Genomic DNA, 25,644 nt, shown 5'->3' on the forward strand with positions numbered 1-25,644 from the left:
TGGGAAAGCGTTACCTGGTTACACCACGACGGCCGTAGGCGCCCGCGGCGATGCTGACTCCGATCGCGGCCAGCACGACCTGGGTGAGGATCTCCAGCCAGTCGATGCCGTTCGTGTCGGCGTAGCCGAGACCACGCGCGATGGCCGTGCCGATGAAGGCGGCGATGATACCGATCACGATGGTCAGCCAGATCGGGATGTTCTGCTTGCCGGGAGCGACCAGCCGGCCCAGAACGCCGATGATCAGCCCGACGATGATGGCGCTGATGATGCCGGCGACAGTCATCACTTTCTCCTCTCGGTGGTCGCGGGGCCGGCCACTCGGTCCCGCGAGCTCGCAGACGGAATTCCCCGGCTTCACCGGCCCGAAACGCCAAAAGGCCCCCTCCCGGTCGGGAAAGGGGCCTTTCGGCGGAACGCTTTGATCAGAATGCAGCTTCGTCGAGCTCCATGAGCGCGTTGTCGGCGGCCTCCACGATGGCGCGGCGGGCGGTCAGCTCCGGCAGCACCTGCTTCGCGAAGAACGACGCCACGGCGATCTTGCCCTCGTAGAACGGGGTGTCCTTGGCGGACGCGCCCGCGTCGAGCTTGCCGATCGCGACCTCGGCGTGCTTGAGCAGCTGCCAGCCGATGAGCAGGTCGCCGACCGACATCAGCAGGCGGACCGTGTGCTGGCCGACCTTGTTGATGCTCTGCGGGTCCTCCTGCGACGCCGTCAGGTAGCCGATCAGCGAGCCCAGCATGCCCTGGGTGTCCTCGAGGGCCTGCTTGAGCAGCGCACGCTCGTTCTTGAGCCGGCCGTTGCCCGCCTCGGACTCGATGAACTTGGTGATCTCACCGGCGACGTAGGCGAGCGACTGGCCCTTGTCGCGGACGATCTTCCGGAAGAAGAAGTCCAGCGACTGGATGGCCGTGGTGCCCTCGTACAGCGAGTCGATCTTGGCGTCGCGGATGTACTGCTCGATCGGGTAGTCCTGCAGGAAGCCGGACCCGCCCAGGGTCTGCAGCGACTGCACGAGCTGCTCGGTGGCGCGCTCGGAGCCGACACCCTTGACGATCGGCAGCAGCAGGTCGTTGACGCCGTGCGCGAGCTTCTGGTCGCCTTCGCCGGTCCACAGCTGGTCCTGGAACGACGCGGTGTAGAGGTACACCGCGCGCAGGCCCTCGGCGTACGCCTTCTGCAGCATCAGCGAGCGGCGGACGTCCGGGTGGTGCGTGATGGTGACGCGCGGGGCGGTCTTGTTCAGCATGTTCGGCAGGTCGGCGCCCTGGACGCGCTCCTTGGCGTACTCGAGCGCGTTGAGGTAGCCGGTCGACAGCGTCGCGATGGCCTTCGTGCCGACCATCATCCGGGCGTACTCGATGACCTGGAACATCTGCGCGATGCCGTCGTGCACCTCGCCGAGCAGCCAGCCCTTGGCCGGGGTGCCGTGCTGGCCGAAGGTCAGCTCGCACGTCGTCGAGGCCTTGATGCCCATCTTGTGCTCGACGTTGGTGACGTAAGCGCCGTTGCGCTCGCCCAGCTCACCGGTCTTCGAGTCGAAGTGGAACTTCGGCACGAGGAACAGCGACAGGCCCTTGGTGCCCGGCTTGGTCTCGATGCCGGGACCCTCGGGGCGAGCGAGCACCAGGTGCATGATGTTTTCGCTCATGTCGTGCTCGGCCGAGGTGATGAACCGCTTCACACCGTCGATGTGCCAGGAGCCGTCCTCCTGCTTGGTGGCCTTGGTGCGGCCCGCGCCGACGTCGGAACCGGCGTCCGGCTCGGTCAGCACCATGGTGGCGCCCCACTGCCGGTCGATCATGATCTGGGCCCAGTGCTTCTGCTCTTCGGTGCCGTTCTTGTTCACGATCATGGCGAAGTTCGGGCCCGCCATGTACATGAACAGCGGGGCGTTCGCGCCGAGGATGAGCTCGGAGGCGGCCCACTGGACGGTCGGGGGAAGACCGAAGCCGCCGAGGTCGTTGGTCAGGCCGAGGCGCCACCACTCGCCCTCGATGAGCTGCTGGTAGCTCTTCTTGAAGGGCTCGGGGATCTTGACGCTGAAGGTCTTCGGGTCGTACACGGGCGGGTTGCGGTCCGCGTCGGCGAAGGACTCGGCGAGCGGCCCGGTCGCAAGCTTGTTCAGCTCGGACAGCACGCCGCGGGCGGTCTCCTCGTCGGATTCGGCGAGCACGCCCTTGCCAAGGCGCTCCTGCACGCCGAGTACCTCGAAGAGGTTGAACTCCAGGTCTCGGACGTTGCTCTTGTAGTGGCCCATCGTCACTCCAATGTGTTCGGCTCCCCGGCCGGGCACATGTTCGCCTTACTCGCCGGTAACTTCAGGATATTACCTGCGGGTAACCAGGGCAAGCAGATCCGCACTTCCGGGTACCGGAAATCCACCCGAATGTTGCCTTCTGCCTGGGGAACGGCCGTCAGCGGTGGCCCGGGATCGCCGTTGTGTCCGCCGTCACCGGGACGTACCCGTCCTCGGGCCGGGCGATGAGGATCCCGCTGCGGAAGGCGATCGTCACCGCGTGTGTCCGGTCCCGGGCCGAAAGCTTGCGCAGGATGCTCTTCACGTGGGTCCGGACGGTTTCGACCGACAGGAACAGCAGCTTCGCGATGGCGGAGTTCTCGAGGCCTTCGGCGACGAGCTGGAGCACCTGGTACTCGCGCCTGGACAGCGGCATCGCACCCCGCGGCGACGGCGGGCTGTCGTGCGCGAGGTCGCCCTTCGGCGCGGTCGTGCGCTTCGGCCGGGCGGTCAGCGCGGCCAGCGCCGGGTCGATGTACCGGCGTTCGCTGTGCGCCCGCCGGATCGCTTCGGCGAGCCGTCGTGAATCGATCGACCGCGGGACGATCGCGTGCGCGCCTGCCGCGATCGCGGCCGCGAGGTACTGCTGCGTGCGATTCGTGTCACGGATCAGGGTGACCAGGATCAGCGCCGGGTCGCCGGCGTTGAGCAGCTTGGTCAGGTGGCAGTTCGGGTCCAGCGCCGAGTCGAGGACGACGACGTCCGGCTTGACCTGCTCGCACAGCTGCAGGGCGGCGTGGTGGCTGGCGGCCTGCCCGGCCCAGTGCAGCCCCTGGCTGCGGTGCACGAGCGCGGCGAGACCGTCGCGGAAGATCGGCACCGGATCGACGACCGCCACGCCGAGACTGCGCCCCCCGGCTCCGGCGGGCCCCGCGGGCCTGCGGGTGGGCTCGATGCCGTGCATCGCGGGCCTCCGTCTCTGCGCCGTCGCTCCCGGGGTGCCGGACGTCTCCGGTACCGTCCGGTCCTCCTGCTTGGACCGGCCGGGAGCAACTCCTCCTGCTTGGTACGAGTCGCGATTGCGCAGCTCATGACGCCAAATCCCCCTCATGGCCCAATCCGCCGGTCACAGCAAACTTTCCGTAGAAGTGGATCTTGGAGAGCTGGCTCGGCCGGGCGGGATGGGACCTGTTGGGGCAGTCGGCGCTACTGAGGGTGGCCCGCGGTCCGTTCAACGATTTCGACAGTCCTGAGATGCGGTCCGCAGCAGAGCGAACTCGGTCGCCAGGCCGGCGGGTGTCCAGTGCGCGTTGAGCCCGCTCGGGTTCGGCAGCACCCACACGTGGGTGTCCCCGATCCGGTGGTCCTGCCGTCCGACACGCGCCTTCGGGAACCCGAACGCGGTCCGGTAGGCGGTGATCCCGACGACGGCCAGCCACCGCGGCCGGTACTCGAGGACCTTGGCGGCGAGGATCTTCCCGCCTTCGCGGAGTTCGTCGTCGGTGAGTTCGTCGGCGCGGGCGGTGGTCCGGGCGACGACGTTCGTGATGCCGAGACCGAGGTCGAGCAGCTTGTCTTGTTCGCTCGGCTCGTACCGCCGCGGGGTGAAGCCGCCCCCGTGGAGCGCGGGCCAGAAGCGGTTGCCGGGGCGGGCGAAGTGCTGCCCGAGCGCGCCGGAGTAGAGGCCGGGGTTGATGCCGCAGAAGAGGACGTCGAGGCCGGGGGCGATGACGTCGGGGATGGTGGCGTTGTGCGCCGCGGCCAGCTGGTCCTTCGTGGGTCGGGTGCTCACCGCTCCAGTTTCCGGCACGCTCGGGGCATGGAGGTCACCGCGGACGGCTCCCCCGTCGACGTCTACCTGCTCCTCCCGCCCGACGGCGAAGCCGAGATCGTGCACGCCGCGGTCCCGCCGCGCGCCTCGGTCCTCGAGCTCGGCAGCGGCGCCGGCCGGGTCACGCACCCGCTCGTCCAGCTGGGCCACGAGGTCGTGGCGGTGGACGACTCGGCGGCCATGCTCGCGCACGTCCGCGCCGAGACCGTCCGCGCCCGCATCGGTGACCTCCGGCTCGGCCGCACGTTCGACGCCGTGCTGCTCGCCAGCCACCTGGTCAACACCGCCCAGGACGCGGACCGCCACGCCATGCTCGCCGCCGCGAGCCGGCACCTCGCGCCCGGCGGGCGGCTGATCGTCCAGTGGCACCCGCCCGAGTGGTTCGACCGCGTCGAATCCGGGCAGGGCGGCCGGCTCGGTGAGGTCGGGGTCGAGCTGACCGACGTCGTCCGCGATGGCGATCTGCTCTCCGCCACGGTCCGGTACGCGGCGCGCGGCCGGCACTGGCACCAGGAATTCACCTGCCGCCGCCTCGACTTCGAAGACCTCGGCGACCTTCTGACCTCGGCCGATCTCGCCTTCGACGGCTGGCTCACCGCCGACCGGGCCTGGTTCGCGGCCCGGCCTGGTCGCATGGGGTAGCGAATTCGGTACTGACCTGCGTAACCTGTGTGATCTCCCGCACAGCGTCGTACCGAGGAGGATTTCGTGCAGCTTCCGATCGTCCTCGGGCTGGTCGCGCTGGTCCTGGCCGTCGCCGCGCTCGTCGTCGTCCTCGAAGACCGGCGGGCCGCCAAGCGGGCCGCGCTGCAGCGGCAGGCCCGGCTAGCGCGTCTGGGCGAGGTGGACCCGCTCGCTCCGGGCCGGCTCCACGTGGACCGTTGACCGGGAGAGAGCCAGCAGCAGCGCCCCGAACACCCAGCCGACCACGGCTCCGAGCGTGTTGTTCATGAGGTCGTCGACGTCGAAGATCCGGTAGGCGTACGGTGCCGTCCCGAAGTTGGCCGTGAGCTGCGCGATCTCGATGAACAGCGACGCCGTGAAGCCGATCAGCGCGGTGCCGGTCAGGCCGCGGCGCCACAGGATCCGCGCGAACACGCCGAGCGGCACGAACAGCAGGACGTTCAGGCACGCCTGCTGGAACGTCTGCGTCAGGAACCAGTCCCCGCCGTGCTTGAGCAGCTCGGTGTGGATGTCGGCGATCCACTGGAACGGGTGCAGCTGCACGGTCTGCGCCAGCCGGCGGGTGCCGGGGCCGGGCAGCGGCAGGAAGACGACCGCGAGCGTCATGCAGCCGTAGAGCAGCACCGCCGCCGTGGTGGCGAGGCCGCGCAGCCGCAGGCCGCCGTGCCGGGCGAGCTGGGTGAGCAGCTGCGGCACCAGCACCACCGTCCACAGCGCGAGGAAGGCGATGAAGCCGTACTGCAGGGCTGTGAGCTGTGCGTTCGTCATGCCATCGACGCTATGGATCTTGCCGGGGGTGCCGCTTCGGTCGAAGAGCCCGCCCTCCTCGGCCACTCGGCCGACCCGGGCGGGGCCGATCGGCGGCACGCGGGTGACCGATGTCATGCCGGCGTAACCGGATGCGGCTTGCGTCGACCCGGGAATGAGCACGACGCTCGGCACGTCGAACTCTGTACAGGCAACGGAAGGAACGCTCATGGCACCGGTCCGGGTCGGCATCGTCGGGCTCAGCGCGAACGGCGGCTGGGCCGCGACCGCGCACGTGCCCGCGCTGGCCGCGGTGGACGGCTACGAGCTTCGCGCGCTCGCCGGGAGCAGCGCGGAGACGGCGCGGGTGGCCGGCGAAAAGTACGGCGTGCCGTTGACCTTCGGCGACGCCGGCGAGCTCGCCCGGCACCCGGAGGTCGACCTCGTCGTGGTGGCCGTGAAGGTGCCCGAGCACCGGGCCCTGATCGAGCCCGCGCTGGCCGCGGGCAAGCAGGTGCTGAGCGAGTGGCCGCTGGGCGTCAGCCTGGCCGAGACCGAGGCGCTGGCCGAGGCCGGCCGGGGGAAGACGACCGCGGTCGGCCTGCAGGGGCGCTCGGCGCCGGCGTTGCGCTACCTGCGTGACCTCATCAAGGACGGCTACGTCGGCCGCGTGCTTTCGACGTCGCTCATCGCTTCGGGCGCGAACTGGGGGCCGAGCGTGCGGGCCGGCCGCGACTACCAGCTGCACCCCGCGGGCGGGGCGACCATGCTGACCATCCCGTTCGCGCACACCGCCGACACGGTGGCCATGGTCCTCGGCGGCTTCGCCGAGGTCTCGGCGACCATGGCGACCGTCCGGCCGCGGGTGCGCGACGAGGTCACCGGTGACTCCGTCGAGATGACCGCGCCGGACCAGATCGCCGTCACCGGCGTGCTGACCGGCGGCGCCGTCGCGTCGCTGCACCTGCGCGGCGGGACGTCGCCGGCCACGAACTTCCACTGGGAGATCAACGGCACCGAGGGCACGCTGGTCGTCGAGGCGGCGGACCCGCTGTTCTGGATCGCGAAGCTGACGCTGCGCGGCAGCCGCACCGGGACGCTGGAGAAGCTGACCGTGCCCGCGCGGTACGAGCTGCCGCAGCTGGCCGGCCGAAGCGCCGAGCCGTCCTACAACGTGGCGCACGCCTACGCCCGGCACCTCAAGGGAGACCTGCCGGACTTCGCGCACGCCCTGCGCGTGCACCAGGTCCTCGACGCCGTCCAGCGGTCGGCCGACAGCGGGTCCAGGGTCCAGGTGGACGCAAAGTAACTGTTACTGCTGGTCGTAGGTTTCCGCTACCCTCGGGTGATGGACGACGTTGTCTACGACCGAGCGGGCCGGGGCGAGCCGCTGGTGCTGATCCACGGCATCGGCCACCGCCGCCAGGCGTGGGCGCCGGTGTTTCCGCTGCTCACGGCCCATCGTGACGTCATCGCCGTCGACCTGCCCGGCTTCGGCGAGTCGCCCGAACCGGCCCGCGGGTACGGCGTCGAGCCCGCGCTGGTGATGTTCAAGGAGCTGTTCACCGACCTCGGGCTCGACCGGCCGCACGTCGCCGGCAACTCGCTCGGCGGCCTGCTGTCGCTGGCCCTCGGGCAGGCAGGGCTGGTCCGCAGCGTCACGGCGTTGTCGCCCGCCGGGCTGTGGACCCGCCGCCAGAAGCTCTACGCGATCGCGACGCTCAAGGCCCACCGCGCCCTGGCCCAGCGCACACCACCGCACGTCGTGCGCCGCATCGCCGCCACCGCGTCCGGCCGTCGTGCCCTGACCGGGCTGATCGTCGGACGGCCCGAGCGGCAGACGCCGGACGCCGTCGTCGAGGACGCCCGCGCGCTCGCCACCGCGCCCGGCTTCGAGCCCACCGCCGCCCAGTCGCGCGGGGACTTCCGCTTCACCGGCCCGGTGACCGGCGTCCCGGTGACCATCGCGTGGGCCGAGCGCGACCGGATCCTCGCCCGGCCGCGCGTCGCCGACCTGCGGAAAGTCGCGCCGGACGGGGTGTTCCGGCTGCTGCCGGGCTGCGGGCACGTGCCGATGAACGACGACCCCGGCCTCGTCGCGCGGGTGCTGCTCGAGGGAAGCCGTTAGGTGACATTCGCTTTACGTCCGTCTTTTGACCCTGGTAGGTGACTGCTTCGCGAGGCAGAATCCTCCGCCGTGCGCCCGTTCGGGGACCTTGGGCGCGAATCGGAGGAAGAACACTCATGAGGCTTTCGACCCGGCTCGCGGTATTGGCCGCGGCCGCGCTGGCTACGACGGCGGTGACCACCGCGCCCGCGTCCGCGGGCCAGCGCCCGGATCCCACCACCGACGTCCGGATCATCGGGTTCAACGACCTGCACGGCAACCTGGAACCGCCGTCCGGCTCCAGCGGCCGGGTCGTCCAGTCCGACGGGACCACTGTGGACGCCGGCGGTGCCGCCTACCTGGCCACGCACGTGAAGCAGCTGCGCGCGCAGGTGCGCAACTCGTTCGTCGTGTCCGCCGGGGACAACATCGGCGCGTCGCCGCTCACCTCGGCGCTCTTCCACGACGAGCCGACCATCGACTTCCTGAACTCCCTCGGCGTCACCGCGTCCGTCGTCGGGAACCACGAGTTCGACGAGGGCTACAAGGAACTGCAGCGCATGCAGTTCGGCGGCTGCCACCCGACCGACGGCTGCCAGTTCCAGAGCACCTTCGACGGGGCGAAGTTCCCGTTCATCGGGTCCAATGTGTACTTCACCAACGGCCTGCCCGCGCTGTTGCCGTTCACCGTCAAGTTCGAAGGCGGCGTCCCGATCGGCGTCATCGGCGCCACGCTGAAGGACCTGCCGTCCGTCGTCACGCCGGAGGCCATCAAGGGCCTCAAGTTCGGTGACGAGGTCGAGGCGATCAACCGGACGTCGAACCTGCTCGACTACTTCGGCGTCAAGGCCCAGGTCGTGCTGATGCACCAGGGCGACGGCACCGAGGTCGAGGGCCCCAACGACTGCAAGCTGCGCCCCGGCCCGGCCGCGGCGATCGCCGCCGCGGTGACGCCGAAGGTCGACGCCTTCTTCACCGGGCACAGCCACCAGCAGTACAACTGCGTGATCAACGACCCGGCGGGCCAGCCGCGGCCGGTCATCCAGGGCTCGTCGTTCGGCAGGCTGCTCTCGGTGGTGGACCTGAAGATCAGCCTGAAGACCCGCGACGTCGTGCGCTCGCAGACCAAGGCGTTCAACGAGATCGTCACCCGCACGGTCACGCCGGACCCGGCGGTGGCCGCGCTGGTCGCCGAGGCCAAGACCAAGTCCGCGCCGATCGCGAACAAGCAGGTCGGCACCATCACCGCCGACCTGCCGGCGGCGGGCAACGCGGCGGGTGAATCGCCGCTCGGCGACGTCATCGCCGATGCGCAGCTGGCCGGCACGCAGTCGAACAACGCGGTCGTCGCGATCACCAACCCGGGCGGCATCCGCGCCGACCTGACGTACAAGTCGTCGCCGAACGGCGAGGGTGACGGCGTGGTGACCTACGGCGAGGCGTTCACCGTGCAGCCGTTCTCGAACATCATGCAGACGATCACGCTGACCGGTGCGAACCTGAAGAACGTGCTGGAACAGCAGTGGACCGCGGCCGGCACGAAGATCCTGCAGATCTCGAGCTCGCTGCACTACTCGTACTCGGCGGCCGCGCCGATCGGCTCGCGGGTCTCGAACATCACGATCAACGGCACGCCGGTCGACCCGGCCGCGTCGTACCGCGTGTCGGTGAACAACTTCCTCGCCGCCGGCGGGGACGGCTTCGCCGAGTTCACCAAGGGCACCAACCTGTCGGGTGGCCCGGTGGACCTCGACGCGCTGATCGCCTACCTGGGTTCGCACCCGAACCTGGCCCCGCCCGCGGCGGACCGGATCACCCGCCTGCCGTAGTTCCCGTTTTTGCAAGACACCTGGTCGACAATGGACCGATGACGACCTGGGAAGACGTCGTGCGCCTGGCCTCGGAACTGCCCGAGGTCGAGGCGTCGACGTGGTACCGAACGCCCGCGCTGAAGGTGGCGGGCAAGGGTTTCGCGCGGCTGCGCACCGAGGCCGAAGGCGGCCTGGTCGTGATGTGCGGGCTCGACGAGAAGGCCGCGTTGCTGGATTCCGGCGACGCGGCCTTCTTCACGACCCCGCACTACGACGGGCACGGCTCGATCATCGTCGACCTCGAACGGGTCGACGTCGATCAGCTGCGCGAGCTGCTGGAAGAGGCGTGGCGGCGGAAGGCGCCACGCCGGCTGCTCACTTGAGCTCGCCCTTGAGCATGCTCATCAGGATCATGTCGTGGCGCCGGCCGCCCTCGCCGACGAACGCCTCGCGGTGCCGGCCGTCTTCGGAGAAGCCGATCTTGCGGTAGACGTGCCGGGCGCGCTCGTTCTCGGCGACCACCCAGAGCGTGATCATGTGCAGGCGCATGAACTCGAAGCCGTAGCGGCACATCACGCGCAGGGCGTCGGTGCCGTAGCCGCCGCCGTTGCGGTATTCGGCGTCACCGATGTAGACGTCCAGTTCGGCGTTGCCGACCTCGGGCCGGGCGTCCCGGAGGTCGATGACGCCGATCAGCCTGCCGTCGGCCTTGGTTTCGATGCCGAGCACGACCAGCTCGTACGTGTTGAGCGGGCGTTCCTCGCAGCGCTTGCGGATCTGCGCGCGCGAGCGCGGGTAGTCGTTGACCATCCAGCGGCCGACCTCGGGGTCGTGCACCCAGTCGAAGATCTTGTCCGCGTCCTCCGGCTCGAGCGCGCGCAGCCGGACGAGTTCCCCCTCGATCATCCCTACTCCCGTTTCACCAGCAGAAAGTCGTTGACGGCCAGCAAGCCGAGGAACTGGCGCACGGGCGTCGGCATCGCCCGGCGCGACTCATCATGCACGAGTTCGGGTGAGTGCACGCGGTAATTTTTCCGCTGGGTGATGATGGTGCAACTCTCCGCGGCCAGCACGTTCTTCACCCAGTCGGTGTCCGGGCCGTAGGTGAGCGCGATGACGAAGCCGTCATCGGTGCGGAAGACGTTCAGCGGCGTGCGGTACTCCTTGCCGGATTTGCGTCCTTTGTGGACGAGCAGCCCGAAGCCCGGAGCCCAGTTCACGACGTACTTGTTGATCCGGTTGGTCACCACGCGGTTGAAGCGGGCGAGTCCCTTGGGCAGCACCATGAGCCGATAATATCAACGCGCGATGAATTTATCGAGCGGTGACCCCGGCTCGCGGCACGCGGTCGCCCGATGGTGGGATATGGCGCATGTCGACCGAATGGCCGCTGCGCCAGGACCCGGAAGGGCCGGTCATCATCGCGCTGGCCCTGGTGAACGACCCCGACGCGCTGGGCTTCGTCGTGCTCGACGACGAGGACGACTGGTTCATCAGCGACGGCACCGAGCTGTCCGATGACGTCGTGGTCAACCGCGAGAGCTTCGGCAAGATGTCGCTGCGCGAAGCCGTCGAACTGCTGCCGCAGCTGGCCGCGCTGGCGGACCTCCCGACCGGGATGGCCGCCGACTGGGACCCCGAGCGCCGCACGTGGCTGCTGTCGTCGGTGACCGGCTCCGACGACGAAGACGAGGACATCCGCCTGCTGGCCCAGCGCCGCGCGGCCTGGAAGTACGAAGGCTCGCCGGACGACGAAGCCCAGATCAGCAGCGGCCTCACCGAGATCCCGACCGGCCCGCAGCAGCCGGTCCGCGCGGTCCGCCAGGTCGTCCGCGAGCAGGACGGCACCTGGCTGTTCGTCGGGTTCGAGGTCCCCGAGGCGGAGGACTTCGAGGTCGAGGGCCTGGAGCTGGAGCACGTGGCGAACCTGTACCCGGACGTGCGCAGCGTGCTGAAGGCCGCGCCGGGCCAGGTCTACGACCGGGAGACACCGGATTCGGACTGGGAGCTCGTCGAGGGCTGAGAAAAGTTCCGCCGCGGTTGTCCAGGGGACGCCGGCGCTGTTCGTCCTTACAGTGAGGACCGGCGATCGGCGCCGGTCAGGACCCGCGAGGAGCACCCCCATGCCCAAGTACGCCGCGATCATCTACGCCACCGACATCGATCCGACCACGCCCGAGGCGACGGACATGATGAAGGACTACGACGAGTTCGGCGCGGGCGCGGCGGCGGTGATCCGCGGCGGCGCGGCGCTGTACCCGACGGCCACCGCGACGACGGTCCGCGTCACCGGCGGCAAGGGCGGCGACATCGTCACCAGCGACGGCCCGTACGCGGAGACGAAGGAGGCCCTGACCGGCTTCTACCTGCTCGAATGCGCCGACCTCGACGAGGCGGTCAAGGTCGCGGCCCGCATCCCGGGCGCCTGGGACGGCGCGATCGAGGTCCGCCCGGTCGTCGACTTCGGCAAGTGACCGGCGCCGGGGACGCGGTCGCGCGGCTGGTCCGGGACGAGGGCACCCGGGTACTGGCCACGCTGGTCCGCGTCACCGGCAGCGTCGACCTGGCCGAAGACGCGGTGCAGGACGCCGTCGTGCGCGCGCTCGAGACGTGGCCGCGCGACGGCGTCCCGGCCAACCCCCGCGGCTGGCTCCTGGTGGCGGCCCGCCGCCGAGCGGTGGACGTGGTCCGCCGCGAGGCGAAGCGGCTCGGCAAGGAGGCGGACGCCATGCCACCGGTGGACCCCCACCCAGACCCGGTGACGATCCGCGACGACCTCCTGCGGCTGGTGTTCACGTGCTGCCACCCGGCGTTGTCCCTGGACGCGCAGGTGGCGTTGGCGCTCCGGACGTTGGGCGGGTTGTCGACAGCCGAGGTCGCCCGGGGATTGCTGGTCCCGGAAGCGACGATGGCGAAGCGGCTGACGCGCGCGAAGCAGAAGATCGCGACCGCGCGGATCCCGTACCGCGTGCCCCCGGCGGAGGAACTGCCCTCCCGCTTGGCCGGCGTGGCATCGACGGTGTACTTGATCTTCAACGAGGGCTACACGGGCCGGGTTTCTCTTCTTTCCGAGGCCGTCCGATTGGCGCGGTTGCTGGCGTCGTTGATGCCGGACGAGCCGACGGCACTGGGGCTGCTGGCCTTGGTGCTGCTGCAGGACGCCCGCCGCGCGGCCCGCTTCTCGTCGGGGGCGCCGGTGTTGCTCGCTTCGCAGGACCGGTCGTTGTGGGACGCGTCGTTGATCAAGGAGGGTGTGGAGCTGGTGGGCCGAGGGCTCCGCCGGACACCGTCGATCCCGAACGCGTACGTGGTCCAGGCGGCAATCGCGGCGTGCCACGACCTGGCACCGTCATATGCGGAGACGAACTGGGACGCGGTGATTTCCTGGTACGACGTGTTGTTGACGGTCCAGGACACCGCAGTGGTCAGGTTGAACCGCGCAGCGGCGGTGGCGGAGCGGGACGGACCGGCTGCGGCGTTGGCACTGGTGGACGCGTTGCCGGGGCTGGAGGATTACTCGTGGTGGCACGCCTCGCGGGCGGAGTTGTTGCACCGCTTGGGTTCCGCGGCGGCTTTCGAGGCGTTGGTTCGCGCGGAGGAAACTGGCTTGCCCGCCGCGCATGTGGCGCATTTGCAGGGCCGGTTGAAATCATCACACTCAGTCACAGAATGATGGCATGGAGCTTCAGTTGCCGGCTATATAGTGAGTCAGCCGAGACTTCCACTCCGAAGAGTCACCCAACTCGCTAAGATCACCCAATCAGGTGACGAGCGACGTTGGGGACAGTCTTGGCTTTAGGCGACCTGACCGATCGCGACGCGGTGTTGCGCGCGGTGCAGAGGTACGACGAGCTCGGCTCCGAGCGATTCCTGAGCACTTACGGGTTCAAGCCGGCGCGAGAATACGTGCTTCAGGTTGACGGCAAGCTCTACGACTCGAAGGCCATCGTCGGCGTCGCGCACGGCCTGCAGCATCCCGAACTCGGCCCTCTGACAGCTGACCGCTTTAGTGGCGGCGCTGCGGGTGCTGCTCGCCGCCTGGAAAGACTTGGCTTCACGGTCTCCACCCCGGCGCGGATTCGTCCGCCGCAAGTCGGAGAAGAGCACCCCAACCGGACCGCTGTCCGTGAGATCTACGGAGGGAACGGCGTCACTGGTATCCTTCGGTTTCCCGGCGATGACGCTGTCAATGTCTTTTCCGACGAAGAGGGGCCATATGCCGACGAGCCCCCCGACCCCATTGCGCCGTTCGAATACCGCGGTGACGGGCGGCAAGGTCACCAGAAACTGATCCGGGGCAACAAAATGCTCGATACCGCTCGGCAGGAACGTCGAGCCGTGCGATTCTGGTATCGACCCGCCGGTGGCAGTTTCAGCTTCGTTTCGTGGGTCGCGGTGCTGGACCGGGCGCAGGTCTGGGCGCTCGATGACAACAAAGAGCAGCGGCTGGAATACAGCTTCCTCGTTGCCGCGGTTCCCGATCCGGACTCCGCGAGGTGGCCGGCACATGTTTTGGACCGCCTCAACGATCGTCACATCATCGACCAACCGCCTCCACCGGCGCCTCCCGGTGTTGAGGTCGACCCGGCTGCCCGGGCGCGTAGTTACCTCGACTACGTCGAAGGATTCGGGGACGAACCCGTTGCTGGCACGACTCGGGTGATCAAAGCATCGCGGAACAACTATCGTCGGAGTAGGCGAGCTCGAGATGCGGTGCTCATCCGAGCCGCCGATCAGTGCGAGAACGATCGATGCACTGGCATGCCCGCAGATACGACGGCGGCCGGAAATGCGATCCTCGAGGTTGACCACGTCGATGACCTGGCTCTTGGTGGCCCCGATCACCCGGCCCGCATGATTGCCCTTTGCCCCAACTGTCATGCGACAAAGACGCGCGGCAGGAATCGAGCGGCTCTACGACGCCACCTCCGCGTACGAGCGAAATCTTTGCACCGCGCAGCTCTCGGCCTTGCTTAGTCCCGACCCCGGATGAGCACGAGTCGCAGGATGGCCACCCGGGCCGTGATCGGCTGATGGCACGGGACAAGTGAAGGCTAGAGATAGGAAAAGCCCCAGGTCAACAGTAGACACCGTGTGACCTGGGGCTTCTCTATGAGAGCGGATGACGGGAATCGAACCCGCGTATTCAGCTTGGGAACCAGGGTGATCATGCTCGAAGGTGGCCCTGACCTGCGGACGAGCCTACCTCGTGGCACCCGCTGTTGACCTTGGTTGACCGGCCTGAATGGCACGCTAATGGCATGACCTGCGCCCCCGCCCAGACCTCCCCCATCACCCCGATACGAAGCCAGCACGCGGCCGGTGGTGCCGGGTCAAGGCACGCTTTCCAGCCTTGACGCGGTGCTGCCGGCCGTTGTCACGATCCGGCTTCGGGGTGGTGGGTCTACCGATCTGGGAGCCTGCGGCTGAGGGTGTACATGGCGTCGGTCAGGTCGGCCGCACCCTTGAGCGTGATCGAGTGGTCGTCCATGTCCTTGAGCTGATGAAAGATCGCCAAGAGTGCCTCGGCGGTCGCCAGGCTGATCGGATCGGCCTGGCTCTTGCCCTGCTCGATGGCCTGGCGTGCTGCTGCGGCGTGAGCGTCTGCGGCAGAGCGGTCAGAGGTCGACATGCCTTCGACCCTGCCAGCGAGCGTGTCAGCGGTAACTAGGCCGATGAGCTGATCGCTGCCAGCGGCGGCGCGCTATGCGATCGATCGATGCGGCGGGCCCACCCGGCGGCCGGCGGCCGAAGCGGAGCGGCAGGCCGTCCGTGCCGCGATCGGGTGGGACGCCGTACGACAGGTGACCTGCGCGCCGCCGCTGGCGGCGCCTTGATCCCATAGAGCCAAGTTCGGCAGCGAACCTATAGCCCGAAGTCGTGCGCTGTGCTGTTAAAGGTCGCTAGCTCAAGGCAGTCGATAACGTGTGCCTCGCGCTGCTCCTTCACGCACTAGTTCGCCTGTGGATACAAGATTTTCGAAGATCCTTCGTATCGTACGTTCTTGCTCGATTCCGGTTATCTTCCGAGCCTCTGAATTATTGATAGACCCGTTCTCTGTAGCGTATTCGACAATTACTTGCTCAGGGCTAGCTAGCGTTTCATGGCGGATGGTAACGACAACTCGATCGCCAAACTCGCGGATCTCTGGTCGTTGCAAACGTAAGGCTTCCATGGCCCTGAATGCAGTATTGAGCCCTTCTCCGACGTCCATGTTCGGAGGATCTGGAAATCGGTTGATTAGGCGTACGATCGTAGGGTTTCGCGCAAATCTTTCATCTAGAATGTTTTGGGGTGTAACATGGGCCGGTAGGCGTCCGGGACTGTCCACTTCGACTCGATTATCAAAAATCCGAATGTGGACATCGTCATTAATGCCATAGTCGCGATGCAGCACCGCATTTGTCAAAATCTCGTGGAGGGCTTCCGGTGGGTACTCAACCTTCTTCATGCCCCCACCGGTCATTATTGGAATGGAGTCAACGATTTGACGGGTGCGCTCGACTGCCGAGAATATCTGGTCGTATAGACAGCCGTCTACGGTCTCGGGGACGCCGTCAAGATACTTACGCTCCGGTTGGCCGGTCGTCTTGTAGCGGTAGATCTTCACCCCGGACTTAGCGAGGTAAATCTGCGGCTCCTCGTGGAAAAGCAAGGTGCCTGCAGCTGTTGGATTGCCTTCTCTGTTGATAAGACCTTGTTTCCGTAGGAATCGCTCTGGCTCCACTAGTGGAACTATTGACAGACAGAATTCCAAGCATTTTTCAGAGTTCGAGATCTCGATCGGCGGGAAAAGAAGCGCTTGGTTTTCGTAGCTTACGACGCCTTTAGCTCTTTTTAGCGCTTCCAAATCTTCGCCCTTTACGGGAGTGCTGGAAGCGGCTCGTCGTACGAATACCTCGCCACTCAGGGTGGCGCAAACGCCCGGAGTTCTGCGGATCGAGATTAGGACAACTATTCCCGTTTCGTTCGGATGCGTTAGGAAGTCGACTTGAAAGTATCCGGGAGGCAGTACCTGTGCTGCGAAGTTTACGATATCGTTCGCGTCTTCGATCTTTTCGAAACCGATCCAGGAGCCATCGTCTTCGATGCCAATGGCAAGCTCTCCGCCGTCGGTGTTTCCAAATGCTGAAAGCGATCGACCGAGCTTGGCTGGCTGAATCCGGGATGATTTTCGGTCAAAAAACGGATCTTCGTCACGTCCGGTCAAACGGTCACGTTCGTCGTCTGTTAGCACGGACGTCACAGCCGCACCCCTCCTCGTTACGATCATGCAGAGCAGAAGCTCATGATGCCACCTAAGCGACGGGTAGGCCAGGTGACACCGACAGCGCAGGCGTTACACAATTAAATTGCTGTTTGATAACAGACTTGCGAGGCCGTCTCGGTGAGCCAACTATCTGCGTGGCGGGGCCCAGCGGGCTCGAACAGAACGGGCGAGCCCAGCGGTCACTCTCATACGACGGTCGCCAAGCCGGTAAGTGCGTCGGTGACTGCGTCGGCTCCGGCTGCGGTGAGTCGGTAGTCCTTACCCGGCTTGTTCGCGTAACCGATCGACCGGACGCCCGCGGCTTGCGCGGCTTCGATGTCGGTCGTCGAATCGCCGAGGAAGACGGCTTCGCCAAGGCTGACGTCGAGTGCGGTGATGGCCTGGTGCAAGAGGTATGGGCTCGGCTTGAGTAGCGTGGTATTCGCGCTGGTCCGCGCGGATACGAAGTTGATCGACGAGCGGAGACCGTAGAGGTCAAGGTAGGCGCTAATGGCCCGTGTGCCGTTGTTGCTGACGATGGCAAGCGGCCGACCGGAGCCGTGCCATGCGTCGATCAAGTCGTGTGCTCCGCTCGCTGGGCTGGCGCTGGAAATCGCCTCAACCTCGTGGGCGGTGAAGGCGGCTTCGACGTAGCGGCCCTCGTCTTCGCCAAGCATGGCGGCGTGCTGGAGCACGTCGAACGGATCGGTGCTGGTTGCAACCGCATCAGGGAGGTCAGTATGCCCGCCGTCGGCAAGAACGTCGCGGAGCTGATCGGCGACTGTCGAAGCCGGGATGCCAGCGAAGACGGAACAGACCGGCCCGTCGAAGTCGAGCAGCAGAGCGCGTGCGCGGGTGAGCAGGTCTGTGGCCTTCATCGCTGGTAATCCGTGGCGATGCTGTTCCACAGGCTGTCGAACCAGGTCTTGGCCTGGTCGACGTACTGCGAGCCGGTCGAAGTGTCGTCGTCGTTGATCGAGTGGTGGAAGAGGATCGCGTCCTTGCCCATGAGGTCGTAGATCGCCTGGGTCTCGCCGCCGAAGTTGATGACGTGCTCGCGGACCGGGTAGAAGCCGAAGAACGTCTCTTCGTTGTTGATCAGGTAGAGCTTGAACATCGGCGGCGCAGGGTGCACGCGGACCTGCGCAGTTGCCTTGTTGACCAGGCCAAGTTCGCCGAGTTCGGTCACCGAGTCGACGATGGCGAGGGTGTGCCGCCGCATGATCTCTTCGGCTCGCTTGCGGAACAGCGGGCTGTCGGCGTGCTCGTCCACTGTGACCGGGAGAGACCATGGCCGGGTCGGGTCCGGGACCAGTAGGCGGACGGTGATCGATTCTGGCCGGAGCCGGCCGATGCGGATCTTGTCGAGCGGTTCGGCGATGACGCCGTGGAGGGTCTCGCCGGAGAAACCGGCGAAGTCGATGGTGACGTCTTGGGCTTCAAAAGCCCGTTCGATGTGCGGTCGGAGCCCGACTGGGCGTTCCGTACGCTCGCGGACGAAGACCCCGCTGCCTTGGCGCGACACGATCAGACCCTCGTCGCGGAGTTCGCGGATAGCGTTCTGCACGGTCATCGGCGCCACGTTGTATGTCTTCGCCAGCTCGTTCCTCGATGGCAGCTTGTCGCCCGGAGTGAACTTCCTCGTCAGGATCGCTGCCCGAAGGGCGTTCGCCACCTGCACGTACGGCGGCCTCGGGTCGTCCGGGTCCAGGGCCACGGCTTGCCTCCGTCTCTGCACACCTGCTCTTTGACGCTTTGACCTTTTGACACTTAAGAGTCAAGTCTCTCGGATGTAGGTACAACCTGTCTAGGCGAGCTAGAGGCCTAGACCGTTTCCGTCTTGCTTGACTTGGCTAGGCAAGCTGGCTAATCTGTCCATGTCAGCCACGATAGGCAGCGCCGCGTGAGGCGCCTGACCAGGGAGAATCGACATGGCAGTACCGCGCGGAACGCGCTTCGACATCGATCACGACGCCGTGTTCCCGGCCGGGGCGGCGATCGTCGGCCCCGTCACTCCGGACATGGAGTACGTCTCCAACGAGGACAAGGCCCGGGGCAAGCAGCCCAAGCAGAAGATCGACGAGCAGACCGGCCTTCCGCAGTGGAAGGTCACCGTGACCGACCCGTCAGCGGAGAAAGACCGCGACAAGTCGGCCACCGTCACGCTGCTCGACCGGGTCCAGCCGGTCCCGCCCCCGGCCGCAATGCAGGGATTCGACTTCCGGCCGGTCGTGTTCGAGGGCCTGACGGTCGAGGCCCGGGTCATGGGCGAGAAGTTCAAGTACCAGGGCTGGGCGCTGCGAGCTACCGGGATGCGTGAACCGGGTAGCGGCGCTGGCTCGAAGCAGGCTGCGAAGACCCCGGCCGGCCAGAGTGGTCAGCAGAAGGCCGCGTGATGGCGGGGCGGCCGTCGCGTGAGGCGGTCGCTCGGTGGAACGAGGCGTACGCGGAGCAGACGTCCGCACTGTTCGCCGCGATGAGGTCGGCATCTGACGATCTGGCGGCAGTGCGGCGTCTCGCTCACGCCTACCACGCGGTCGCGATTGCGTGGCGTGCCTTGTCTGCCGATCTCGCTGCTCCGTTGTGGGCGCGGCACGCGTCGGCCGTGGCGGCCGAGGAGTTCGAGCGGCGGGCGCGCATGGAGTTCGACCGCGCTGATTCGGCCCAACGACCAGGGGAGATCACATGAGCCGGTGGGAGCGGATACGGGCTTGGGAGCTGGCCTACACGCGATACGCGGGCGCATCGGACGACGAGTTGCCTCCGGTGTCGCGGGCGGTTGCCACAGCTTGGCGTGATCTTGCGGCCGAGGTCCCGTTACCGGCCTGGGCGCGTGCGGCTGTCATCTCCGCCGCTGAGGCATTCGAGATTCAAGCCGACAGGTGGGAGACCCGCCTGCGGCGTGGGGAAAGTGTTCGGGGACATGGCGCACGACAAGAAGCAGGACGCGGCGAAAGCTGGGTGGGACGGGTTCGGCGTGACGTGGATCGTCGGGGCGGAAGCGGAACTGACGGTCGAGGAGACTGGTTCGGACCCGACGCATCCGCCGATGCTGGTGCTCGCGGGGGCGCCGTGCGTGGTGATGCTGCGACCGCCGGACGACCCGGCGATGTGGCCGGCGTGCGTGAGGTTCCTTCGCCAACTCCGCGACAGCGCGGAGGACATGGCGGCACTCCTCGAAGCCCGCGCGACGGATCGGCTGGTGCGTGATGAAGACGCCGGATAAGCCGCGCACCCTGCGGGACGCGCACGAGATCGCGACGGATCGTCGCCCGGCACCGGACGCGAATCCGTCCGTGTGGCTGGCATTTCGTCAGGCGAATGCGCGGATGTACGAGGCAGTCGCCGATGTCGACCGAGGTCACCACCACGAAGCCCTGTACTGGGCGGACTACGAACGACGTCAGGCGGGGGAGGTGTCGGCGAAGATCCAGGGCAGCAAGTCGAAGCCTGAATAGTCCCGTGTAGACGAACGGAAAGTCAACGATAGCAGCGAAAAACGCACGTTATGACGTGCGGCGATGAAACGCGTCCTCATGCGGGTGACGCGGAACCGTAAGGCGCAGAAGCGGAAACTCGGCTACCAACCATGCCGCTCCTGCGCTGTCCACAACCGCGAGGTGTGAACAATGCAGACGCTAGACGATGACAAGCAACCATCGCCAGTGGGGGGCACCCGCTCGCGATGCTCGGAATGCAAGAAGTTTGCTCGGCTGCTGCCGGGTGAGACCAAGTGCGCCCCGTGCCTGGGTGCGTTGCCGCTGGATCTCTCGGCGGTGCTGTGCGGTGGTCGGCGATGACCTCCCCCGGAATGCTCGTGATCGCCCTGGCCGGCCTCGGCCTCAGCGTGTGGGTGCTGGCCAAGATCGGACGCGCGCTGGCCTCGATGGCTGAGGCGCTGGCCGCCATGGTGGTCGTGTTCGTCGGCCTGTGGTGGGCGTGCAAGGTCGTGTTCTGGCTGTTCTCCCAGGTCGTGATCCACTGGCGCACCTCGCTGACGGTGATCGCGGTCTATCTGTGGTGCGTGTGGGTCGGCTGGGTCTGGCTCGTGGTCAACCTCGGCGGCCTGGCGCTGATCCTCGGCGTGTGGCGGCTTCTCGACGTGACCTCGTTCGATCAGTGGTGCGGCCGGCCGTTGCGGTCGTGGTGGCTGCGCTGGGCGGTCTACCACCTCAAGCTCCCCGGCTGGCTGCACGCCTGCGGCCTCAGCGTCCGGGACGCCGCGCTCCCGGTCGAGGTGACCGTGAACCTGGTCGGCCGTCGTAAGGCTTCGCGGGCGACGGCTCGGCAGTCCGGAGTGCAGGTCCCCAAGGTCCTCGGGGTCCGGTCGGGCCCGTCCTGGGATGAGGTGCGAGTGCGGCTCGTGCCCGGTCAGAAACCGGAGGACTTCGACGAGGCGGCCCGTGCGCTGGCGTCGGCGCGGAAGGTCGCGCGGTGTCAGGTGCGGGAGCTGGAGCCGAACGTGGTGTCGGTCGACTTCCAGCGGCGGGACCAGCTGGCGTCGCTCGTGCCCGCCCCAGCTGTTCCTGACCTGCTCGCGGTTCAGGAGTCCTCGGTGGACCTTCGTCGCGTCTGGGCCGGGCGCACCGAGTACGGCCACGACTGGCGGGTGCCGCTGCTCGGCTCCGGCGCGCACTGCCTGACCGCCGGTGCCTCGGGAGCGGGGAAGAACAGCGTGATGTGGTGCCCGCTGGTGTCGGCGGCCCCGGCGATCCGGTCCGGGCTGTTGCGCATGTCCGGGATCGACCCCAAGGGAATGGAGCTCGCCTACGGTCGCGGGATCTTCTCCCGCTACGCGGTATCGGGCAAGGACGCGCTCGAGGTGCTGGACGGCCTGGTGGAGGAGATGGAAACGCGGAAGCGGGAGTTCGCCGGGCGGGTTCGCACGATCCCCCTGTCCACGGAGTACCCGCTGGAGCTGCTGGAGTTCGACGAGATCGGCGCCCTGACCAAGTACACCGACCGCAAGACCCGCGAACAGATCGTCGAACGGGTGGCGCTGCTCAACACCCAAGGCCGCGCCTTGAATATCTCGGTACGCGGCTATGTGCAGGAGCCGACCAAGGACACCGTGCCCGTGCGGGAGCTGTTCACCCGCCGCGTCTGCCTCCGGGTGACCTCCAAGACGCACGTCGGCATGGTCCTCGGCGATGGCGCCTACGAACGGGGCGCGTGGGCCAACCGCATCGGCGACTCCGAAGCCGGGGTCGGGTTCGTGTGGGGTGAGGGCATCCGCGAACCCCTGCGTATCCGCGCCGGGTGGGTGTCCGACGAGACGGTCAAGGCCCTGGAGCACTACGTCACCAACGGCGGCGTAGCTCGGCCCGTGCTCGGCGGCGAGGGGGTGGCGGCGTGAACACGACCATGGTCTTCCTCGACGCGATCCGCGATCACCTCGACTTGCACGTGTTGGGTCCGGTGGCGTCGGTGAACGTGACCTCTGGCTCGGACCCGATCTGGGTGCAGCTCGGTGCCCGCCGGGAGCTGTCGGAGGTGGCATCGGCGCTGGTGACCTGGGCCGAGACGCTCGATGAGGTCTCCGCGCAGATCTGGCGGACACCCGCTGGAACGTCGGTGCATCTGATCGTCAGCGGCCGGATGCCCTGCGGGGTCCCGGTCCGCGTCTACGGCGCGGTCAACTTCTCCGAGGATCTGTTCCCGGACCTGCCCGCCGGGTCGCGGCAGGACATGCCCGTGTTCGTACTCCGGCAATGGACCCGCCCCGGGGAGGTGGCCGCCTGATGACCGACCAGGAACAGAGCCAGCCGGCCGCCGCTGGGACGCGGGCCGAACGGATGCGGACACCGCTGGCTGCCGACGTGATCCGGGCGACGGCGGAGAAGCACGGCGTGTGCGTCCGCCCGTTCACGATGGAGGTCGGCGACACCGAGACCGGCGAGCTTCGCTACGTCCCGGTGCCGTGCGGGTCCACGGTGGAGTCGGTGTGCCTGCCGTGTGCGCGGAAGGCGAAGGCGCTTCGGCAGGCCCAGTGCCGCGAGGGCTGGCACATGACCGAAGAACCCGTCCTCACCGCCGCCGAGGCTCCCTCGGAGGATCACAAGGAGTTGCTGACCTACCGCGCCGACTTGGTGGCGGCGTATCGGGAGGTGGTCGAGCACGACCAGGCCGAAGCCGAGGACCTGCGGGAGGAGGTCGCCGGGGTTGACGCGGAACTTCGGCAACTCGGGATGCGGGGCCGACTGCCCGCCCTCGACCTGCCGACCAAGCTTGCGGTGAAGAGGTCGACCCGTCGTCGGCAGGACGCGCCGAATCTGCCTCGGCAGAAGGTCGCGAAGACCACCGTGGGCCGGGAGTACGCGGGGAAGTTCCGGCCGTCCATGTTCGTCACGCTGACCTGCGACACCTACGGCCCGGTCCGCGATGGGGCACCGGTCGACCCGTCCCGGTACGACTACCGGCGGGCCGCCCGGGACGCGGTGCACTTCTCTGCGCTGGTGGACCGGTGGTGGCAGAACCTCCGCCGGGTCGTCGGCTGGGACGCGCAGTACTTCGCCACGGTAGAACCGCAGAAGCGCACGGCTCCGCACCTGCACGCAGCGATCCGCGGTGCCATCCCGCACGACGTCATCCGGCAGGTCACCGAAGCCACCTACCACCAGGTCTGGTGGCCTAACCACGACCAACTCGTCTACGTCGAGCGGCTGCCGGTCTGGGACGGCGACACCCGGGCGTTCCTCGACCCCGACACCCGCGAACCGCTGACCACCTGGGACGACGCCGTGGACCAGGTCGAGGACCCGGCGCACGTCGTCACCTTCGGGCGGCAGGTGCACTCGAAAGGCATCCTCGGCGGCACCGAAGAGGCCGGCCGCCACATCGGTTACCTCACGAAGTACCTCACCAAGTCCACCGGTGAAGTTGTGGAGGCGGACACGGCGCGGCTGCGGGATCACCACGACCGGCTCCACGCCGAGCTGTCGGTGACACCGTGCTCGCCTCGGTGCGCGGTGTGGCTGTTGTACGGGTTGCAGCCCAAGGGCGCGGGCAGCAAGACCACCCCGGGGCACTGCAAGGGACGGGCTCACCGCCGGACCACGCTCGGGCTGCCGGGACGGCGGGTGCTGGTGTCGCGCAAGTGGTCCGGGAAGACCCTCGACGACCACAAAGCCGACCGGAAGGCGTTCGTTGCGCAGGCGTTGGCCGCGATCGGGATCGAGAAACCGGAGCCGGATCCGGCCCGGCTGGTGTGGCGGAAGGTCGAGCAGGGAGACCCGCAGGTCCCGCCCCGGCCGCACCTGGTCATGCGGGCGATCGCGGAACGGATCACGTGGAAGGCCGAGTACGACCGGGCGCTACTCGCCGCCGCAGGACCACCAGGGAGTGAACCAGAAACTTCGGCAACTCAGCAGGCTGCTTAGACCCTGGGGAGGGGATCGCATGGAAACGAAGTACCTGACGGTTGATGAGGCGGCCGTCTACCTGAACACGGGGGTTCGGTTCGTGCGTCGGCTGATCGCCGAACGACGGATCGCGTTTCACAAGGCTGGAGTGCACGTCCGGTTCGCGTTGGAAGACCTGGAGAGCTTCATGCAGGCCGGCCGGGTTGAGCCGATCACGCGGGCGTCGGTCCGCCGGGACCTGGGAAGGGCGGCCTGACATGGCTAACAAACGAGGACACCGTGGGTTCGGAAGTGTTCGGCAACTTCCGTCCGGGCGCTGGCAGGCTCGCTATCCCGGTCCGGATGGGCTCATCCGGAACGCGCCGAACACGTTCAGCACCAAGCGGACGGCGGAACGGTGGCTATCGGCAGTGGAAACGCAGATCACGCAAGGCGAGTGGACCGACCCGGAACGTGCGAAGCGCAAGCTCGGCGACTACGCGGACCAGTGGATTGTGCAGCGTCCGGGACTTCGCCCGCGCACGGTCGAGCTGTACAAGTGGTTGCTGCGTAAGCACATTGCGCCAGACCTCGGCGGGGTCGAGCTGGGCAAGCTGTCGACGGCGGTCATTCGTCAGTGGCGGGCGGACCGGCTGACGGCGGGCGTATCGGAGTCGGTGACGGCCAAGGCGTACCGGCTGCTTCGGGCGATCCTGAACACGGCAGTCGATGAGGACAAGATCCTCCCGCGCAACCCCTGCCGGGTCCGTGGTGCCGATAAGGAGAACCCTGACGAACGGCCGGTCATCACCGTGGCCCAGGTGTTCGACCTGGCCAGCCGGATGCCGGAGCGGTTCCGGGCGCTGGTGCTGCTCGCCGCGTTCGGGTCGCTGCGGTGGGGTGAAGTGACTGCGCTGCGTCGGTGTGACGTGGCTGAGGATGCGTCGTGGGTTCGGGTGTCACGGGCGATGGTCGAGGTTCCCGGCCGTGGGCTCGTCGTCGGTCCTCCGAAGTCGCGGGCTGGCGTCCGGACGCTGATCATCCCGACTGCGGTTCGGCCCGACCTGCTGCGGCATTTGGAGACCTGGGTCAAGCCGGAGCAGGACGCGTTGCTCTTCACAGGTGAGCGAGCTGGGCACGCGGTCCGCCGGCCGAACTTCAGCCAGCGGACCCGGTGGACGGAGGTCGTCGAGAAGATGGGGCTCAAGGGGCTGCACTTCCACGACCTCAGGCACGCCGGGAACATCTGGGCGTCGAAGGCAGGCACGTCGACCAAGGACCTGATGGCGCGGATGGGTCACGACGACATGCGGGCGGCCCTGATCTACCAGCGGGCGACCAGCGACGCGGACAAGCAGATCGCGGACCGGCTGTCCAAGCTCGTCGACCGGCACCGCAAGGGCACCACCCCGGACGGCGACGAAGATCAGGATGGCCAACCGGTGCCAGTCGGCTAATGGCACATTAATGGCACGCGAGAAGTGAAGACCGAAGATAGAGAAAGCCCCAGGTCCACAGTAGACACAGTGTGACCTGGGGCTTCTCTATAAGAGCGGATGACGGGAATCGAACCCGCGTATTCAGCTTGGGAAGCTGATGTTCTACCATTGAACTACATCCGCAGTGCGTCGCCAG

29 protein-coding genes and 1 tRNA gene are annotated in these 25,644 nt (G+C 67.4%); 18 read left to right on the forward strand and 12 right to left on the reverse strand.

Annotation, left to right across the window (positions count from 1 at the left end; all coding sequences use genetic code 11):
• Positions 1 to 10: 10 nt before the first annotated feature.
• The 4 genes from HUT10_RS28295 to mug all read right to left on the reverse strand — a co-directional run bounded on the left by HUT10_RS28295 (position 11) and on the right by mug (position 4,032).
• A complete protein-coding gene (locus HUT10_RS28295) occupies positions 11 to 286 on the reverse strand; it encodes a GlsB/YeaQ/YmgE family stress response membrane protein (protein ID WP_176173976.1) in 276 nt (91 codons plus the stop codon).
• Positions 287 to 425: 139 nt separating this feature from the next.
• A complete protein-coding gene (locus tag HUT10_RS28300; protein WP_176173977.1) occupies positions 426 to 2,261 on the reverse strand; it encodes an acyl-CoA dehydrogenase in 1,836 nt (611 codons plus the stop codon).
• 157 nt (positions 2,262 to 2,418) lie between these two features.
• Positions 2,419 to 3,204, reverse strand: a complete 786-nt coding sequence (locus tag HUT10_RS28305; RefSeq protein ID WP_176173978.1) for a response regulator transcription factor — start codon at positions 3,202 to 3,204, stop codon at positions 2,419 to 2,421.
• A gap of 267 nt (positions 3,205 to 3,471) precedes the next feature.
• The gene (gene mug, locus HUT10_RS28310) at positions 3,472 to 4,032 is read right to left on the reverse strand and encodes a G/U mismatch-specific DNA glycosylase (RefSeq protein WP_176173979.1); all 561 of its coding nucleotides are present in this window, start codon (positions 4,030 to 4,032) and stop codon (positions 3,472 to 3,474) included.
• 27 nt (positions 4,033 to 4,059) lie between these two features.
• Between mug and HUT10_RS28315 the strand changes: the two genes are divergently transcribed.
• Positions 4,060 to 4,713 carry a bifunctional 2-polyprenyl-6-hydroxyphenol methylase/3-demethylubiquinol 3-O-methyltransferase UbiG gene (locus tag HUT10_RS28315; RefSeq protein WP_176173980.1) on the forward strand — a complete coding sequence of 218 codons (654 nt, stop codon included), beginning with the start codon at positions 4,060 to 4,062 and terminating at the stop codon, positions 4,711 to 4,713.
• A 66-nt stretch (positions 4,714 to 4,779) separates the two neighbouring features.
• The gene (locus HUT10_RS28320; protein WP_176173981.1) at positions 4,780 to 4,956 is read left to right on the forward strand and encodes a hypothetical protein; all 177 of its coding nucleotides are present in this window, start codon (positions 4,780 to 4,782) and stop codon (positions 4,954 to 4,956) included.
• Here the strand turns inward: HUT10_RS28320 and HUT10_RS28325 are convergent.
• Positions 4,897 to 5,523 (reverse strand): VanZ family protein, encoded by a 627-nt coding sequence (locus HUT10_RS28325; protein ID WP_176173982.1) that lies wholly within the window; start codon positions 5,521 to 5,523, stop codon positions 4,897 to 4,899. The genes HUT10_RS28320 and HUT10_RS28325 overlap by 60 nt on opposite strands.
• A gap of 208 nt (positions 5,524 to 5,731) precedes the next feature.
• On the opposite strand from HUT10_RS28325, the gene HUT10_RS28330 reads away from it, so the two are divergent.
• From HUT10_RS28330 to HUT10_RS28345, 4 genes are all read left to right on the forward strand, one after another.
• The gene (locus tag HUT10_RS28330; protein ID WP_176173983.1) at positions 5,732 to 6,811 is read left to right on the forward strand and encodes a Gfo/Idh/MocA family protein; all 1,080 of its coding nucleotides are present in this window, start codon (positions 5,732 to 5,734) and stop codon (positions 6,809 to 6,811) included.
• Between the two features lie 39 nt (positions 6,812 to 6,850).
• Positions 6,851 to 7,630, forward strand: coding sequence for an alpha/beta fold hydrolase (locus tag HUT10_RS28335; RefSeq protein ID WP_176173984.1), 780 nt, complete (start codon positions 6,851 to 6,853; stop codon positions 7,628 to 7,630).
• Positions 7,631 to 7,746: 116 nt separating this feature from the next.
• Positions 7,747 to 9,438, forward strand: coding sequence for a bifunctional UDP-sugar hydrolase/5'-nucleotidase (locus HUT10_RS28340; protein ID WP_176173985.1), 1,692 nt, complete (start codon positions 7,747 to 7,749; stop codon positions 9,436 to 9,438).
• Positions 9,439 to 9,476: 38 nt separating this feature from the next.
• Positions 9,477 to 9,803, forward strand: coding sequence for an MmcQ/YjbR family DNA-binding protein (locus HUT10_RS28345; RefSeq protein ID WP_176173986.1), 327 nt, complete (start codon positions 9,477 to 9,479; stop codon positions 9,801 to 9,803).
• On the opposite strand, the gene HUT10_RS28350 is transcribed toward HUT10_RS28345, so the two are convergent.
• Both HUT10_RS28350 and HUT10_RS28355 read right to left on the reverse strand, forming a co-directional pair.
• Complete coding sequence (locus HUT10_RS28350) at positions 9,796 to 10,326, reverse strand: GNAT family N-acetyltransferase (protein WP_176173987.1); 531 nt, start codon at positions 10,324 to 10,326, stop codon at positions 9,796 to 9,798. The two genes, HUT10_RS28345 and HUT10_RS28350, sit on opposite strands and share 8 nt — an antisense overlap.
• A 2-nt stretch (positions 10,327 to 10,328) precedes the next feature.
• A complete protein-coding gene (locus HUT10_RS28355; protein ID WP_176173988.1) occupies positions 10,329 to 10,706 on the reverse strand; it encodes a nitroreductase family deazaflavin-dependent oxidoreductase in 378 nt (125 codons plus the stop codon).
• 86 nt (positions 10,707 to 10,792) lie between these two features.
• Between HUT10_RS28355 and HUT10_RS28360 the strand changes: the two genes are divergently transcribed.
• From HUT10_RS28360 to HUT10_RS28375, 4 genes are all read left to right on the forward strand, one after another.
• Positions 10,793 to 11,443, forward strand: a complete 651-nt coding sequence (locus tag HUT10_RS28360; RefSeq protein ID WP_176173989.1) for a hypothetical protein — start codon at positions 10,793 to 10,795, stop codon at positions 11,441 to 11,443.
• Positions 11,444 to 11,543: 100 nt separating this feature from the next.
• A complete protein-coding gene (locus tag HUT10_RS28365) occupies positions 11,544 to 11,894 on the forward strand; it encodes a YciI family protein (protein WP_043787244.1) in 351 nt (116 codons plus the stop codon).
• A complete protein-coding gene (locus HUT10_RS51895; protein WP_176173990.1) occupies positions 11,891 to 13,093 on the forward strand; it encodes an RNA polymerase sigma factor in 1,203 nt (400 codons plus the stop codon). The genes HUT10_RS28365 and HUT10_RS51895 overlap by 4 nt, the downstream gene beginning before the upstream one ends.
• Positions 13,094 to 13,197: 104 nt before the next feature.
• The gene (locus HUT10_RS28375) at positions 13,198 to 14,397 is read left to right on the forward strand and encodes an HNH endonuclease signature motif containing protein (RefSeq protein ID WP_176173991.1); all 1,200 of its coding nucleotides are present in this window, start codon (positions 13,198 to 13,200) and stop codon (positions 14,395 to 14,397) included.
• 427 nt (positions 14,398 to 14,824) lie between these two features.
• Here HUT10_RS28375 and HUT10_RS28380 read toward each other — a convergent pair whose 3' ends face one another.
• The 4 genes from HUT10_RS28380 to HUT10_RS28395 form a co-directional block, all read right to left on the reverse strand.
• Positions 14,825 to 15,052 (reverse strand): hypothetical protein, encoded by a 228-nt coding sequence (locus tag HUT10_RS28380; RefSeq protein ID WP_176173992.1) that lies wholly within the window; start codon positions 15,050 to 15,052, stop codon positions 14,825 to 14,827.
• Between the two features lie 276 nt (positions 15,053 to 15,328).
• Complete coding sequence (locus HUT10_RS28385; protein WP_176173993.1) at positions 15,329 to 16,666, reverse strand: ATP-binding protein; 1,338 nt, start codon at positions 16,664 to 16,666, stop codon at positions 15,329 to 15,331.
• A 209-nt stretch (positions 16,667 to 16,875) separates the two neighbouring features.
• On the reverse strand, positions 16,876 to 17,547 hold the full coding sequence (locus HUT10_RS28390; protein ID WP_176173994.1) for an HAD family hydrolase: 672 nt from the start codon (positions 17,545 to 17,547) through the stop codon (positions 16,876 to 16,878).
• Positions 17,544 to 18,350 carry a GntR family transcriptional regulator gene (locus HUT10_RS28395; RefSeq protein ID WP_176173995.1) on the reverse strand — a complete coding sequence of 269 codons (807 nt, stop codon included), beginning with the start codon at positions 18,348 to 18,350 and terminating at the stop codon, positions 17,544 to 17,546. Before HUT10_RS28395 ends, HUT10_RS28390 begins: the two co-directional genes overlap by 4 nt.
• 250 nt (positions 18,351 to 18,600) lie before the next feature.
• Between HUT10_RS28395 and HUT10_RS28400 the strand changes: the two genes are divergently transcribed.
• The 8 genes from HUT10_RS28400 (at position 18,601) to HUT10_RS28435 (ending at position 25,466) form a co-directional block, all read left to right on the forward strand.
• Complete coding sequence (locus HUT10_RS28400; protein ID WP_176173996.1) at positions 18,601 to 19,065, forward strand: hypothetical protein; 465 nt, start codon at positions 18,601 to 18,603, stop codon at positions 19,063 to 19,065.
• Between the two features lie 527 nt (positions 19,066 to 19,592).
• The gene (locus HUT10_RS28405) at positions 19,593 to 19,895 is read left to right on the forward strand and encodes a hypothetical protein (RefSeq protein ID WP_176173997.1); all 303 of its coding nucleotides are present in this window, start codon (positions 19,593 to 19,595) and stop codon (positions 19,893 to 19,895) included.
• Entirely contained in the window at positions 19,879 to 20,127 is a 249-nt protein-coding gene (locus HUT10_RS28410; protein ID WP_176173998.1) for an AMED_5909 family protein, read from the forward strand. Before HUT10_RS28405 ends, HUT10_RS28410 begins: the two co-directional genes overlap by 17 nt.
• A 338-nt stretch (positions 20,128 to 20,465) precedes the next feature.
• Positions 20,466 to 22,025: an FtsK/SpoIIIE domain-containing protein gene (locus tag HUT10_RS28415; protein ID WP_176173999.1), complete on the forward strand. Its 1,560-nt coding sequence runs from the start codon at positions 20,466 to 20,468 to the stop codon at positions 22,023 to 22,025.
• Complete coding sequence (locus tag HUT10_RS28420; RefSeq protein ID WP_176174000.1) at positions 22,022 to 22,411, forward strand: hypothetical protein; 390 nt, start codon at positions 22,022 to 22,024, stop codon at positions 22,409 to 22,411. Before HUT10_RS28415 ends, HUT10_RS28420 begins: the two co-directional genes overlap by 4 nt.
• Positions 22,411 to 24,048 carry a replication initiator gene (locus HUT10_RS28425; RefSeq protein ID WP_176174001.1) on the forward strand — a complete coding sequence of 546 codons (1,638 nt, stop codon included), beginning with the start codon at positions 22,411 to 22,413 and terminating at the stop codon, positions 24,046 to 24,048. The genes HUT10_RS28420 and HUT10_RS28425 overlap by 1 nt, the downstream gene beginning before the upstream one ends.
• 19 nt (positions 24,049 to 24,067) lie before the next feature.
• On the forward strand, positions 24,068 to 24,286 hold the full coding sequence (locus tag HUT10_RS28430; RefSeq protein WP_176174002.1) for an excisionase family DNA-binding protein: 219 nt from the start codon (positions 24,068 to 24,070) through the stop codon (positions 24,284 to 24,286).
• Complete coding sequence (locus HUT10_RS28435; RefSeq protein WP_254897068.1) at positions 24,234 to 25,466, forward strand: tyrosine-type recombinase/integrase; 1,233 nt, start codon at positions 24,234 to 24,236, stop codon at positions 25,464 to 25,466. Before HUT10_RS28430 ends, HUT10_RS28435 begins: the two co-directional genes overlap by 53 nt.
• Before the next feature lie 94 nt (positions 25,467 to 25,560).
• Here HUT10_RS28435 and HUT10_RS28440 read toward each other — a convergent pair.
• Positions 25,561 to 25,631: transfer RNA gene (locus HUT10_RS28440), tRNA-Gly, on the reverse strand.
• Positions 25,632 to 25,644 lie beyond the last annotated feature (13 nt).

The sequence above is a fragment of the Amycolatopsis sp. Hca4 genome (assembly GCF_013364075.1).
Classification (GTDB): domain Bacteria; phylum Actinomycetota; class Actinomycetes; order Mycobacteriales; family Pseudonocardiaceae; genus Amycolatopsis.

What these genes read in the sequence shown, in the direction of transcription:
- HUT10_RS28295 (WP_176173976.1), bottom strand. Translation starts at nt 286, where the DNA reads ATGACTGTCGCCGGCATCATCAGCGCCATCATCGTCGGGCTGATCATC.
- HUT10_RS28300 (WP_176173977.1), bottom strand. Translation starts at nt 2,261, where the DNA reads ATGGGCCACTACAAGAGCAACGTCCGAGACCTGGAGTTCAACCTCTTC.
- HUT10_RS28305 (WP_176173978.1), bottom strand. Translation starts at nt 3,204, where the DNA reads ATGCACGGCATCGAGCCCACCCGCAGGCCCGCGGGGCCCGCCGGAGCC.
- HUT10_RS28315 (WP_176173980.1), top strand. Translation starts at nt 4,060, where the DNA reads ATGGAGGTCACCGCGGACGGCTCCCCCGTCGACGTCTACCTGCTCCTC.
- HUT10_RS28325 (WP_176173982.1), bottom strand. Translation starts at nt 5,523, where the DNA reads ATGACGAACGCACAGCTCACAGCCCTGCAGTACGGCTTCATCGCCTTC.
- HUT10_RS28330 (WP_176173983.1), top strand. Translation starts at nt 5,732, where the DNA reads ATGGCACCGGTCCGGGTCGGCATCGTCGGGCTCAGCGCGAACGGCGGC.
- HUT10_RS28335 (WP_176173984.1), top strand. Translation starts at nt 6,851, where the DNA reads ATGGACGACGTTGTCTACGACCGAGCGGGCCGGGGCGAGCCGCTGGTG.
- HUT10_RS28340 (WP_176173985.1), top strand. Translation starts at nt 7,747, where the DNA reads ATGAGGCTTTCGACCCGGCTCGCGGTATTGGCCGCGGCCGCGCTGGCT.
- HUT10_RS28345 (WP_176173986.1), top strand. Translation starts at nt 9,477, where the DNA reads ATGACGACCTGGGAAGACGTCGTGCGCCTGGCCTCGGAACTGCCCGAG.
- HUT10_RS28350 (WP_176173987.1), bottom strand. Translation starts at nt 10,326, where the DNA reads ATGATCGAGGGGGAACTCGTCCGGCTGCGCGCGCTCGAGCCGGAGGAC.
- HUT10_RS28355 (WP_176173988.1), bottom strand. Translation starts at nt 10,706, where the DNA reads ATGGTGCTGCCCAAGGGACTCGCCCGCTTCAACCGCGTGGTGACCAAC.
- HUT10_RS28360 (WP_176173989.1), top strand. Translation starts at nt 10,793, where the DNA reads ATGTCGACCGAATGGCCGCTGCGCCAGGACCCGGAAGGGCCGGTCATC.
- HUT10_RS28365 (WP_043787244.1), top strand. Translation starts at nt 11,544, where the DNA reads ATGCCCAAGTACGCCGCGATCATCTACGCCACCGACATCGATCCGACC.
- HUT10_RS28380 (WP_176173992.1), bottom strand. Translation starts at nt 15,052, where the DNA reads ATGTCGACCTCTGACCGCTCTGCCGCAGACGCTCACGCCGCAGCAGCA.
- HUT10_RS28390 (WP_176173994.1), bottom strand. Translation starts at nt 17,547, where the DNA reads ATGAAGGCCACAGACCTGCTCACCCGCGCACGCGCTCTGCTGCTCGAC.
- HUT10_RS28400 (WP_176173996.1), top strand. Translation starts at nt 18,601, where the DNA reads ATGGCAGTACCGCGCGGAACGCGCTTCGACATCGATCACGACGCCGTG.
- HUT10_RS28405 (WP_176173997.1), top strand. Translation starts at nt 19,593, where the DNA reads ATGGCGCACGACAAGAAGCAGGACGCGGCGAAAGCTGGGTGGGACGGG.
- HUT10_RS28410 (WP_176173998.1), top strand. Translation starts at nt 19,879, where the DNA reads ATGAAGACGCCGGATAAGCCGCGCACCCTGCGGGACGCGCACGAGATC.
- HUT10_RS28415 (WP_176173999.1), top strand. Translation starts at nt 20,466, where the DNA reads ATGACCTCCCCCGGAATGCTCGTGATCGCCCTGGCCGGCCTCGGCCTC.
- HUT10_RS28425 (WP_176174001.1), top strand. Translation starts at nt 22,411, where the DNA reads ATGACCGACCAGGAACAGAGCCAGCCGGCCGCCGCTGGGACGCGGGCC.
- HUT10_RS28430 (WP_176174002.1), top strand. Translation starts at nt 24,068, where the DNA reads ATGGAAACGAAGTACCTGACGGTTGATGAGGCGGCCGTCTACCTGAAC.